This window comes from Metabacillus indicus LMG 22858 (assembly GCF_000708755.2).
In the GTDB taxonomy this organism is placed as follows: domain Bacteria; phylum Bacillota; class Bacilli; order Bacillales; family Bacillaceae; genus Bacillus_P; species Bacillus_P indicus.
Genome location: NZ_JGVU02000002.1, coordinates 1,454,931 through 1,467,922 on the forward strand (window position 1 = coordinate 1,454,931; position 12,992 = coordinate 1,467,922).

Annotated in this window: 10 protein-coding genes and 1 other annotated feature; all 10 genes read right to left on the reverse strand. The window is 45.6% G+C overall.

Annotated features, from left to right (window positions below):
- Positions 1 to 432: 432 nt before the first annotated feature.
- The 10 genes from tig to ilvE all read right to left on the reverse strand — a co-directional run bounded on the left by tig (position 433) and on the right by ilvE (position 12,485).
- Entirely contained in the window at positions 433 to 1,719 is a 1,287-nt protein-coding gene (gene tig, locus AZ46_RS10765) for a trigger factor (protein ID WP_029279285.1), read from the reverse strand.
- A gap of 242 nt (positions 1,720 to 1,961) precedes the next feature.
- Complete coding sequence (locus AZ46_RS10770) at positions 1,962 to 2,969, reverse strand: tetratricopeptide repeat protein (RefSeq protein ID WP_029279280.1); 1,008 nt, start codon at positions 2,967 to 2,969, stop codon at positions 1,962 to 1,964.
- Between the two features lie 71 nt (positions 2,970 to 3,040).
- Positions 3,041 to 3,628 carry a 3-isopropylmalate dehydratase small subunit gene (gene leuD / locus AZ46_RS10775; protein WP_029279277.1) on the reverse strand — a complete coding sequence of 196 codons (588 nt, stop codon included), beginning with the start codon at positions 3,626 to 3,628 and terminating at the stop codon, positions 3,041 to 3,043.
- On the reverse strand, positions 3,600 to 5,039 hold the full coding sequence (leuC, locus tag AZ46_RS10780) for a 3-isopropylmalate dehydratase large subunit (RefSeq protein WP_051865419.1): 1,440 nt from the start codon (positions 5,037 to 5,039) through the stop codon (positions 3,600 to 3,602). The genes leuD and leuC overlap by 29 nt, the downstream gene beginning before the upstream one ends.
- Before the next feature lie 77 nt (positions 5,040 to 5,116).
- The gene (gene leuB / locus AZ46_RS10785) at positions 5,117 to 6,229 is read right to left on the reverse strand and encodes a 3-isopropylmalate dehydrogenase (protein ID WP_029279274.1); all 1,113 of its coding nucleotides are present in this window, start codon (positions 6,227 to 6,229) and stop codon (positions 5,117 to 5,119) included.
- Between the two features lie 43 nt (positions 6,230 to 6,272).
- Entirely contained in the window at positions 6,273 to 7,817 is a 1,545-nt protein-coding gene (locus AZ46_RS10790; protein ID WP_029279272.1) for a 2-isopropylmalate synthase, read from the reverse strand.
- Entirely contained in the window at positions 7,804 to 8,826 is a 1,023-nt protein-coding gene (ilvC, locus tag AZ46_RS10795; protein ID WP_029279270.1) for a ketol-acid reductoisomerase, read from the reverse strand. Before ilvC ends, AZ46_RS10790 begins: the two co-directional genes overlap by 14 nt.
- Positions 8,827 to 8,937: 111 nt before the next feature.
- Positions 8,938 to 9,453 carry an acetolactate synthase small subunit gene (gene ilvN / locus AZ46_RS10800; RefSeq protein ID WP_029279266.1) on the reverse strand — a complete coding sequence of 172 codons (516 nt, stop codon included), beginning with the start codon at positions 9,451 to 9,453 and terminating at the stop codon, positions 8,938 to 8,940.
- Complete coding sequence (ilvB, locus tag AZ46_RS10805) at positions 9,450 to 11,168, reverse strand: acetolactate synthase large subunit (RefSeq protein WP_029279265.1); 1,719 nt, start codon at positions 11,166 to 11,168, stop codon at positions 9,450 to 9,452. Before ilvB ends, ilvN begins: the two co-directional genes overlap by 4 nt.
- Before the next feature lie 150 nt (positions 11,169 to 11,318).
- Positions 11,319 to 11,576 (reverse strand) — a binding site (T-box leader).
- Between the two features lie 3 nt (positions 11,577 to 11,579).
- A complete protein-coding gene (gene ilvE / locus AZ46_RS10810; RefSeq protein WP_029279264.1) occupies positions 11,580 to 12,485 on the reverse strand; it encodes a branched-chain-amino-acid transaminase in 906 nt (301 codons plus the stop codon).
- Positions 12,486 to 12,992: the final 507 nt, after the last annotated feature.

Here is a 12,992-nt window from a genome sequence, read left to right on the forward strand (position 1 = left end):
TTCTTTGTATCATCAGCGGGCCACACCTTTACCGGACGGGACAGCAGCATCATGCATGCTTATCCTCAGGCAGAAAGGAAATGGGGATGACGATTGCGCAACTGACTTGCCGCAAGAAGCGGAAAAAGTCTGAAAAAATTGGTATGTATTGCATTGTACCATAAGTATGTAGACTACTGGAAATAAAACAGCTTTACCTAAAAGAGGAGTATATTATAGTATTCGCTCTTCCCGGCCAAAATCCTTGCTGGGGTAAAAAATGAGTTCATTTCTTACCTCTATATGTATGTAGCATGCAGTAATTATATAGTACCCAAAGAGCGGAAAAATAAATCCGGACGGGCACATCGATTTGCGCCGAATCGCCTCATAGCTCTTTATTTTGCAAAACAAGGCACGAATGAACTCGCGCCTTGTTTCATTTTATCATTATTAAGCTGCTTCTTTGCTGTTTTCAACAAGGAAGTCGATTGCTTTGCGTACTTTAAGATCTTCTTTCAGTCCTTCAAGAGATCCAAGAGCCTGCTTGATGTTTTCAACCGGCATGTTGTACATTTCTGCCATTTTAGCAATTTCAGCTTCCACTTCTTCATCAGTAGCTTCGATGTTTTCAGCTTTTGCGATTGCTTCAAGAGTCAGATTGTACTTCACGCGTTTAGATGCATCTTCTTTCATTTGCTCTTTAAGTGCATCTTCGTCCTGACCTGAGAACTGGAAGTAAAGTTCAAGGTTCATGCCCTGAGCTTGAAGACGCTGCTCAAACTCCTGCATCATGCGGTTTACTTCATTGTCGATAAGCACTTGTGGGATGTCAACTTCTGCATTGTCAGAAGCTTTGTCAACAAGTGTGTCGCGAAGTGTATTTTCAGCTTCTGCTTTTTTAGCTTCTTCTAAGCGAGTTCTTGTTTTAGCTTTAAGAGCTTCAAGGCTTTCAACTTCTTCGTCCACATCTTTAGCGAACTCATCGTCAAGAGCTGGAAGTTCTTTGGCTTTGATTTCGTGAAGCTTCACTTTGAATGTTGCAGGCTTTCCTGCAAGGTTTTCAGCGTGATATTCTTCAGGGAATGTTACTTCAACATCCTTTTCGCCGCCAGCTTCCAAACCTACAAGCTGATCTTCAAAGCCAGGGATGAATGAACCTGAGCCGATTTCAAGCGTGTAGTTTTCAGCAGTGCCGCCTTCGAATGCTTCGCCGTCAGCGAATCCTTCGAAATCAATAACAACTGTGTCGCCGTTTTCAACAGTGCCTTCTTCTTTCACAACAAGCTCTGCGTGACGCTCCTGAAGTGTTTTAAGTTCTGCATCAACATCTTCATCAGATACAGATGCGTCCATTTTTTCAACTTCAAGGCCTTTGTATTCGCCAAGTTTCACTTCAGGCTTTACAACCACTTTTGCAGTGAAAATAAGGTTTTTGCCTTTTTCGATTTGCTCAACGTCGATCTCCGGACGGTCGATCGGATCGATTCCCGCTTCTTCAACCGCTTGAGGATAAACCTCAGGAAGAAGGATATCAAGCGCATCCTGGTATAGTGATTCGATGCCAAAGCGCTGTTCGAACATTGCGCGAGGCACTTTCCCTTTACGGAATCCAGGTATATTTACTTGCTTTGATACTTTTTTGAATGCTTCGTCAAGGGCTTGGCCGAACTTTTCAGCTTCAACTTCTACTGTAAGAACGCCTTGGTTGCCCTCAAGCTTTTCCCATTTTGCAGACATTAGTTTCCCTCCAAAAAATCTATTTGAAATAGTGACATAATCTAGGTTAGGTTTTGACAGAGGATACCTGTCCATTGTTGACAAACAGCTTCTCTGCTATACCCCTATGTAGATGACTTACTAAATCGTCCAGTGTATGGCTGATGTCTGCACGCACAGGGATGTGTTCCCTCTTGTACGGCTGATCATCAATTTACAACCATTTCATTATAACATAGAAAAAATTCCTTTCAACATATACGTTAGATTTGCAAATAAGAAATTTCTTCTATCTCGTAGATTTTTTTCACAGCCTGCACTAGCTCATCCTGCGCGATATCATATGAATCACATACCTCTTCTGCAGGTGCCGAGATCCCGTGCATCTCATAGCCCGTATAATGAAGGGCTGCGGCCCAGAGCCTTGCTTCCGGCGGTTCCGGCAAAAATGGAAACAGCACATACAGGTGCCTGATCCAGATTTCTTTCACCGCTTCATAAAGCGACGGGTTTTCCTGTCCGAGGATATCATCAAGGGCATTCAGCACTTTTTTCGTAAAAGGCATCTCGGATAAGTCCTCGAGCTCTGACGGAACAACCGCCATCATATGGCCGAATTTTGCAACTTTCACTTCTTTTGCAGTCTCATTTTCCATGAGGAGATGCAGAATCATGGACTGTACGACAGGATGGCTTTCAGGATTCTTCAGAATCGTCTGCAGCTTCTGCATGTGCCTTGAAACATTCCGGTCCTTCAGCGACTGTACATAAGCTACCTGCTGATTAATCGTATCCAGAAGCAGTTTAGGTTCACCGGGTTCGCCTTCCTCATCATCCTCTTCAAAAATAGATCCTTCATCTTCATTCATTTTCCTGCTGAAATCAAGAAGCTTGTAAAAATGCTCCGCCTGATCGTGGGGAAGATGATTCTCCTGAAGGACAGCCTCGATTGTCTGCTGCACTTCCTCGTACTGTCTCAGCTGAATTAAGATCGTCAAGTAGACCTGCAGGACCGTAAAATAGTCTCCGATATCTTCATGAAGCATTTTTTTGCAGACCGTCTTTGCTTCATCCAGATCGCCAAGCTCCATCAGACAGAGCGCAATGCCAAGATGAATTTCCGCTCTGTCCTCGCCAAGCTCAAGCACTTCATAAAAGAGTGGCAGCGCCTCTTTGAACCGTTTATTTTTTAAAGCGTCCAGTCCTTTATCAACCAAGCGCTCACTTAAGTTAGGGAATGGAATGACTTTTCTCTGTTTCTTCTCGCTCATTCAATCATCTCCGCTGTGCATTTGCCTTCAAGTTTACCAATGGAGTTTGAAGAACACAAGAAAAGCCTGGATTATATTAACCAGGCTTTTCTTGTGTTTTCGTAATTTGAAATCTGCTCTTCATACATAAAGGTGAGGGAAATTTCATCATGGCCGTTTAAAAGCATATCCTTCCAGTATGGATCAATGTCAAAATGGTAAAGAACATCTTCACCTTCGCGGATTTCCTGCTTTTCCAGATCGACCGTACACTCGAAAGCTCCCTTTTCAACCAGCTGCTGATGAATCTTTTCTTCTACTTTAATAGGAAGAAGACCGTTCTTCAGGCAGTTCTGATGGAAGATATCGGCGAAAGAAGGAGCAATGATCACTCTGAAGCCGAAGTCTGAAAGCGCCCACGGGGCATGCTCTCTTGAAGATCCGCACCCAAAGTTCTCCCCTGCAATCAGAACGCTTGCCCCCTTTGCCTCAGGCTTATTCAGTTCAAACTCAGGATTTTCAGTATGATCGCTTGTATAGCGCCAGTCAAAAAAAGCGAAGCGTCCGTATCCAGTGCGTTCTATTCGTTTCAGAAACTGTTTGGGGATAATCTGATCGGTGTCCACATTTGATCTGTTCAGTACCGCTGTTTTACCCTTGTGCACTTGAAATGCTTCCACTTGCAGCCCCTCCTATCCATTCTCTTACATCAACAAATTTCCCGTTAAGCGCCGCTGCTGCAGCCATTGCAGGACTGACAAGGTGCGTTCTTGCTCCTTTTCCCTGACGGCCTTCAAAGTTCCGGTTGGAGGTGGAAGCACAGCGCTTTCCTTCCGGCACGACATCATCATTCATGCTCAGGCACATGCTGCACCCTGATTCCCGCCACTCAAAGCCCGCTTCTTTAAACGTATGGTGGAGCCCTTCAGCTTCCGCCTGAAGCTTTACATTTTGCGAACCGGGAACAACGATTGCCCTTACGGAAGGATTCACTTTATGGCCTCTGATTACTTCTGCCGCCTGACGCAGGTCTGTGAGTCTCGAGTTTGTGCAGGAGCCAATAAAGACATAGTCTATTTCTATCTCTTTTATCGCGGTATCCGGCTCCAGGCCCATATAAAAATAAGCCCGCTCTGCCTCCTGTTTTTCCTCCTGTTTTGAGAACATGCCTGTGTTCGGCACTCTCTCATCTATTGACACAGCCATTCCGGGATTTGTTCCCCATGTGACCATCGGTGCAATGTCAGATGCCAAAACGATAATCTGATCATCATATTCCGCACCCGGGTCGCTGTGGAGTGTGCGCCAGTATGCAACAGCTTCTTCAAATTCCTCTCCCTTTGGAGCGTAAGGTCTTCCCTCAATATACTTGAACGTTGTTTCATCAGGTGCAATCAGTCCAGCTCTGGCGCCTGCTTCAATTGACATGTTGCAGACCGTCATTCTCTCATCCATCGACATATTTTCAATGGCTTCACCTGTAAATTCGATCACATACCCTGTGCCGAATCTCACTCCGAAGGAACCGATAATGGAGAGAATGACATCTTTAGCCGTCACGCCTTTTTTCAGGGATCCCTTTATGTGAACATTTAATGTTTTCGGCTTCTGCTGCCAAAGCGTTTGAGTGGCGAGGACATGTTCTACTTCACTTGTTCCGATGCCGAATGCCAGAGCTCCGAACGCTCCGTGTGTCGATGTATGGCTGTCTCCGCATACGATGGTTTTGCCCGGCTGTGTCAGGCCAAGTTCCGGTCCGATGACGTGAACAATTCCCTGATCTGAGCTGTTAAGGTCAGCAAGCCTGATGCCGAATTCTCCGCAGTTTGTTTCAAGGGCGCTTACCTGGAGCCGCGCTGTTTCGTCTTTAATATCAAACCGGTTGACGGTCGGAATGTTATGATCCATTGTGGCAAAAGTGTTTTCAGGCTTTCTCACCTTTCTCCCATTTTGTCTTAAGCCCTCAAACGCCTGGGGAGACGTTACTTCATGAATCAGGTGCAAATCAATATATAATAGGTCCGGCTGATGATCTTTTCTGTATACTACATGATCATCCCAAATTTTTTCGACGATTGTTCTTGCTTTCAAGACTGATACCTCCCTGCACGTATTTATATAGAAGGAAAAGAGGGGCGCTTTTCATCGAAATGAAAAGCGCCGGTTTTTTATGCGTAAGCTTCCATAATGTTAAAGATGGCGTGGTCGTCAGCCAAAGCAGCTTTCACTTCTTCAACCAGAGCCGTTGTAGAAAGAGGAGCTTCTCCTTTTTTCGCAAGGTCTGCTGTGCGCTTCCCTGAATCAAGCACATGTTTTACGGCATTTTCAACAGCTTCTGCCTCTTCATTCATACCAAAGGAATGTCTGAGCATCATCGCGGCGGATAAAATCATCGCCACTGGATTTGCTTTATCTTCTCCTGCAATGTCAGGTGCAGAACCATGGACCGGTTCATACAGATGGAGACCGGTTGAGCTCAGGCTTGCCGATGGCAGCATGCCGAGCGAGCCCGTCAGCATTGAAGCTTCGTCACTTAAAATGTCGCCGAACATGTTCTCAGTTACGATGACATCAAACTGTTTTGGATTATGAATGAGGGCCATGGCTGCATGGTCGACAAGCATGTGCTGCAGTTCAACATCCGGATACCTTGCAGCTACCTCTTCAGCGACTTCCCTCCACATTCGGCTCGATTCTAAAACATTGGCCTTATCAACTGACGTGACTTTTTTCTGCCTGCCCTGGGCAAGCTCAAATGCCTGTTCAATGATCCGCACCATCTCATCACGCTTATAAAAAAGGGTATCGACAACCGTCTCTTCACCGCCGTAAACCTTGCGCTCGCTCGGTTTTCCAAAGTAAAGGCCACCCGTAAGTTCTCTTACAATCATGAAGTCGACGCCTTCCACAAACTCCCGCTTCAAAGGGGAAGAATCAAGGAGACTTTCCACTGTCTCCACAGGACGAAGATTTGCATACAGATCAAGCTCCTTCCTGAGAGCCAGAAGCCCCCTTTCAGGCCTTAAATGCGAAGGATTCTGGTCCCATTTCGGGCCTCCTACAGATCCGAGCAGGACTGCATCAGCCTCTTTGCACATGTTCAGCGTTTGTTCAGGAAGCGGAGAATTGGTTTCATCAATTGCCGCCCCGCCGATCAGTCCATACTGAAAGTGAAAACGATGGTAGTAATGCTCTTCAATGGCCTTCAGAATCTCTACAGCACCGTTCATTACTTCTAATCCGATGCCGTCTCCCGGCAATAATGCAATTTTCTTCTCCATTTTTTCTGCCTCCTTCATGATTTTTAATCTGGTTTTTCTTCTATTAGACAGTCGCCTTTAATTGTTCCTGTGCCTGTGCATTCAGAATGAGAATCCGGTTGACAGCGTTCAGGTAGGCTTTCGCTGATGCTTCAAGAACATCCTGCGCCATACCCCTTCCGCTTGATTCCACCCCGCCAACAGTGACTCTGACAAAAACCTGTGCAAGAGCATCCCGGCCGCTTGAATTAGACTGGATCCGGTAGTCAAGAAGTTTAATAGTAAAGCCGGTACAGCGCTCAAGCGTATTGTAGATCGCCTCTACACTTCCTCCTCCGGTAGCAGCCTCCTGTACAAGGACCTGCTCCTGGTTTTTTAGAGTTACAGTAGCAGTCGGCACTTGTGAGGTTCCGTACTGAACTTGAAGCGATAAAAGTTCAAACATATCCTCGCTCTTTTCCACTTTTTCCTCTATGACAAGTGCTGCAATATCCTCATCCGTAAATTCTTTCTTTCTCTCAGAAAGGGTTTTGAATGTTTTAAAGATTTTATGTGTCTCTTCTTCAGTTACATTGAAGCCAAGCTCAGCCACTTTGCTCTTGAAAGCATGGCGGCCTGAATGTTTGCCGAGCACCATCGCATTGGATCCGACCCCGACCAGTTCTGGAGAAATAATTTCATAGGTTGTTTTTTCTTTCAAAACGCCGTCCTGGTGAATGCCTGATTCGTGCGCGAATGCATTTTTCCCTACAACCGCTTTGTTTGGAGGAATCATCATGCCGGTCAGTTTGCTGACCAGATCACTCGTTTTTTTGATTTCATCAAGCTTCATGTTTGTTTTGGCCCCAAAATAATCTGAACGGATGTGAAGCGCAACGCCGATTTCTTCAAGTGAAGCATTTCCTGCCCGCTCTCCGATTCCGTTGATCGTTCCCTCAATCTGTCCCGCCCCGTTTTCAATGGCAGCAAGAGAATTGGCTGTTGCCATTCCAAGGTCATCGTGGCAATGGGCGGATAGAATGACATTTTCTATCCCTTTTACATTTGATTTTAAGTACTGAAAGATCTCCCCGTATTCCTTCGGGTTAATATAGCCGACCGTGTCGGGAATGTTGATGACATTTGCTCCAGCTGCTATGACCCGCTCAACAATCTTGGCCAGAAACGGCAATTCGCTCCTGCAGGCATCCTCTGCAGACCACTGAATAAGCGGAAAGAATTTAGATGCGTATTTGACTGATTCGACCGCTGTCTCAATGACCTGGTCCGGAGTCTGTTTCAATTTGTATTGCATGTGAATCGGAGATGTTGCCAAAAACACATGCAGCCTTGGATTTGCACCGTCTTTCAAAGCTTCCCACGCTGCATCAATATCTGTTTTGACCGAACGCGCAAGACCTGTGACGGAGCAGTTTTTAATGGTTCGTGCAATCTCCTGCACGGCTGAAAAATCACCCTTTGAGGAAGCCGGGAAACCGGCCTCCATAATATCAACGCCAAGACGTTCAAGCTGAAGGGCAATCTGCAGTTTTTCCTTTGCATTCAAATTCACTCCGGCTGATTGTTCCCCGTCTCTCAGTGTTGTATCAAAAAGGTTAATTTTTCGCACTGGCGACCACTTCTTTCCGTTTTGGTTTTACAAATGGCATCATTTCGCGCAGCTTTCTGCCGACTGTTTCAATCTGATGCTCACTTTCTCTGTTGTTGATTGCGTTGAACTGCGGGCGGTTCACCTGATTTTCTACGATCCAGTCTTTAGCGAATTTTCCTGATTGAATGTCATTGAGCACTTCTTTCATGGATTCTTTTACTCTTGCATCTACTACTCTAGGTCCTGACACAAAGTCTCCCCACTGGGCTGTATCAGAGATGGAGTATCTCATGCCCGCCATGCCGTCTTCATACATAAGGTCTACGATGAGCTTCAGTTCGTGCAGACATTCGAAGTAGGCAAGTTCCGGCTGATATCCCGCTTCCACCAGTGTTTCAAACCCTGCTTTCACAAGGGAAGTAAGTCCACCGCACAGAACAGCCTGTTCTCCAAATAGATCTGTTTCGGTTTCTTCTTTAAATGTTGTTTCAAGAACTCCCGCACGCGCTCCTCCGATTGCCTTTGCGTATGCAAGAGCAAGATCTTTCGCCTGGCCAGTAACATCCTGATAGACCGCAAACAATGCTGGAACACCGGCACCGTCTTCGAAGGTTCTTCTTACAAGGTGACCCGGTCCTTTAGGAGCTACAAGAAATACGTCAACAAATTCCGGAGGAACGATCTGGTTAAAGTGAACATTAAATCCGTGTGCAAAAACCAGCGCATTACCCGGCTGAAGCTGATCTTTGATTTCTTCTTCGTATACCTTCTGCTGCTGTTCATCCGGCAGAAGCACCATCACGACATCAGCCTGTGCTGCAGCTTCTTTAACTGTTGTTACCTCTACTCCGTCTGATGCTGCTTTATTGAAGGATTTTCCTTTGCGGACACCTACTACAACATCTGCTCCGCTTTCTTTTAAGTTCAGTGCATGTGCATGGCCCTGTGAGCCGTAGCCGATTACTGCGATCTTTTTGCCTGATAGTACTTCCTCATTTACATCACCGTTATAATAAACTTTTACCATGTTCATTCTCTCCTTTTATTTTCCATTTTTTATTTGATTTGTAATTGTATACGTTCCATCCGTTCCCTTTCGCTCCACTGAAGGCTGTTAACATTCATTGCCGTCTTTTCTTTATACAATTGAATATGTTTTCGAGCTTGACGGCCGCTGTGTTCCTCTTGGGAACGCTGTTGTGCCGGTTCTGGCTATTTCTTTGATGCCATAGGGTCTGAGGAGATCGATGATGGCTTCTATTTTGTCTGATTCCCCCGTTACTTGAACGACCAGGCTGTCCCGGCTGACATCTATGATGGCAGCCCGGAATGGTTCAATGACGCCCTGCACTTCCATTCTGACTGCCGGTGCAGCGATCACTTTGATCAGCGCGAGTTCTCTTGCAACGATTGATTGATTGGTAATGTCCTGAACCTTCAGCACGTCGATTTGCTTGTTAAGCTGTTTTGTAATTTGTTCTACTTCTTTTTCGTCCTCAACATGGATGACGAATGTCATGCGGGATATGCCTTCAATTTCTGCATGCCCGACTGTGATGCTTTCAATGTTATAGTGTCTTTTCGTAAAAAGTCCGGTAATTCGGTTGAGTACGCCGGACCGGTTGTTTACGGTTAATGTCAATATTCGCTTCATTCCTTAACACCCACCATTTCATGCAGTCCTTTTCCTGGCGCAATCATTGGATACACATTTTCCATCTGGCTTACATTTACGGAAATCAGGACTGGCTCTCTGGATCTAAGCGCTTCTTTAAAGGCAGGGAAATCACTTTCAGTCTGAATATTCAGTCCTTTCATGCCATACGCTTCCGCAAGTTTCACGAAATCAGGCTGTGATTGAAAGACCGACTGGGAATATCTTTCTTCATAGAAGATTTCCTGCCACTGCCTTACCATTCCAAGCACGCCGTTGTTTAAAATAATGACCTTAACAGGAAGGTTAAGTTCGTGAATAACAGAAAGCTCCTGAAGGGTCATTTGGAATCCGCCATCACCAAGGATCGCCGCAACAGTCGCGTCTTTTTCAGCAAGCTGCGCCCCAATCGCCGCCGGAAGTCCAAAGCCCATTGTTCCAAGCCCGCCGGATGTGACCCATCTGTTCGGCCGCTGCATCCGGTAATACTGAGCCGCCCACATTTGATGCTGTCCGACATCAGTAGTTACGATCGCTTCTCCATCTGTCCATTCATGAATCAATTCAACCATGTGCTGCGGCTTCAGCTCTTCATTTGAAGGCTTATACCAGAGAGGCAGCGTCTTTTTGTTTGTTTGAAGAGCTCCATACCACTCATCATGCTCGCTTCTTTTCCCGTTTTGATGAATGAGCTGTTCAAGAACCAGCTTCGCATCCCCGACAACCGGAATCTGCGTTTCGACCACCTTGCCGATTTCGGCTGGATCAATGTCGATATGAGCAATGACAGCCTTCTTAGCAAAGTGATTTAAGTTCCCTGTCACCCTGTCGTCAAACCGCGCTCCCACGCTGATCAGCAAATCGCAGTCATAAAGCGCCATATTGGCGGTATACGTACCGTGCATCCCTGCCATTCCGAGGAACAGCGGATGATCTGCCGGGAAACTGCCAAGTCCGAGAAGGGTGCTTGCAACCGGAATTTGCTGCTGTTCTGCATATTCTTTCAGCTTGTCGCTTCCTTTAGCGTGAATAACACCTGCACCAGCGAGAATCACTGGTTTTTTAGCACGGCTTACAGCTTCTACAAGCTTTCTGATCTGGAGGTAATTCGGCTCTGTCTTCGGCTGATATCCGGGAAGGTGTACAGGTTCGTCATAGTTGAAAATCCCTTCAGCTACAGCGATATCCTTCGGCACATCTATCAGTACTGGTCCCGGTCTGCCGGTTGTTGCAATATGGAATGCTTCTTTGATGATGCGCGGAAAGTCGTTGACATCCCTTACTTGATAGTTGTGCTTTGTAATCGGCATTGTAATTCCGAGTATATCCGCTTCCTGAAAAGCATCGGTTCCAATTACAGAAGTCGCAACCTGTCCGGTAAAGACAACGAGCGGAAGGGAATCAATCATCGCGTCTGTGAGTCCGGTAATTAAGTTTGTAGCTCCCGGTCCAGAGGTGGCGATTACGACTCCGGGTTTGCCTGAAACCCTTGCATAGCCTTCTGCTGCGTGAATGCCTCCCTGTTCGTGTCTTGTCAGAACGTGAAACATGCCTGAACTGTACAGCTTGTCGTAAATCGGAAGGACAGCTCCTCCGGGATAGCCGAAAATCACCTCTGTGTTTTCCCGTCTAAGAGCTTCAATCATCATCATGGCACCGGACATCGTTTCCGTACACTTGGCAGAATCAGCGTCCAATTGTACCTTCATATTCATCGATTTTTGCCTCCTTTTTTCCCGCTATCATCTAAAAAGCCCTGCTTCTCTAGTTACTATTGAAGCTTTATCCAGCGCAAGACTGGTCTTTTTGCCTTAAAATCCACATAAAAAACCTTCCCGCCCCAATATTGCCCACTAGTTGTGAGTCAAAGGGGCGAAAAGGTTTGAAAACACTTTTCGCGGTACCACCCTTGTTCATGGCCTGAAATCAGGCCACCTTATGAAAGCTTAAAGCTTTCTTTTGGTAACGGGTGGTGTGAAAAATAGCACCCGGCTGATCCTACTCTATTTCAAATCAGCACTCAGAGGCGAGTTCACGCTGGAAGGGAACACCGGCTTTCAGCAGCCGCCGGCTCTCTGTGGATCCTTGTTTCCATTGCTACTTATCCTCTTCAAAGTTTTCACTTATTAACTTACACTTAAGCTTGAATTGCCTGTTTCAACTTTCACGCCGTCTTCAATGACTTTTTTCCTGAATTGCTCAAGCAGGCGGTTTGTGTGCTCGCCCGGCTTGCCGTCACCGATTTCCCTGCCGTCTACCTTTACAACGGCAATGACTTCTGCTGCTGTTCCTGTCAGGAAAACCTCATCAGCTGTATACACATCGTGGCGGGTAAATGGTTCTTCCCGCACATCATAGCCAAGTTCTGCCGCGATTTCGATGATGACGTTTCGCGTCACTCCTTCAAGAGCGCCAAGATATCCCGGCGGAGTCAGGAGTTTGTTATTTTTATAGATAAAGACGTTGTCTGCAGATCCTTCTGCGACATAGCCCTGATCATTCAGCATGAGCGCTTCGCTTACATTTGCCAGATGAGCTTCAATTTTTACAAGAACGTTATTTAAATAGTTGAGTGATTTTACTTTCGGACTGAGAACATCCGGACGGTTCCGTCTTGTAGGGACTGTCACAATATCAATTCCTGTTTCATAAAGATGTTTAGGAAAGATTGAGAGCGGCTCTACTATAATGACGACATTTGCCTCTTTGCATTTATATGGATCAAGCCCAAGATCTCCTACTCCTCTTGAGACTACCAGTCTGATATAAGCATCATCCAGTCCGTTTTTCTCGACCGTTTTCACTGTCAGGTCTGTAAGCTCTTCCTGGGTGTACGGCATCGTGAGCAAAATGGATCTCGCTGATTCATACAGTCTTTTCATGTGCTCTTTTAAACGGAAGATGTTGCCGCTGTAGACTCTGATTCCTTCGAAAATCCCGTCTCCATACAAGAATCCGTGATCATACACCGAAATCTTCGCATCTTCTTTTCTTACAAATTCCTTGTTCAAAAAAATCCATTGGTCACCCATAAAGAGCACACCTTTCTTTTAAAGTCTAAACGCGTTAATCAGCTGAATTCCAGTGTGTAAAAAAAATCCTTATAACGTTAGTTATGGACTCTTTTAAAAGATATAAAGTGATCTTGCTGCCGCAGCTAAACGGCCTGTTATGTTTTTCTTTTAATGAACCTCACATGTTCATGTAACTTATATTTGAGCCTATCTTACGCCCATTAAAAAGCGGTGTCAACCGTCTTTTTTGGAATTGTTAGATAATTTAGATTTGTTTAATAATTTGTATACGCTTACATGCCTGTCATTATAGGAATTGTGTTTTTGAAAAATTTTTTTGAAGTTTTTTTCTGTGAGATTGTCTGACAGGGTTTTGGGTGATTTCAGCTGGGGAAAAGGAACTTTTTGAGGGTGAATCCGGAAAGGGATTCTTGATGAAAACGCGTAAGGTGCTGAGGGAAAATTATGAACATTTTTTGAACAAATGGGAGATGGCACATTTACCCGTTCCCTTTCGCTCCAGGA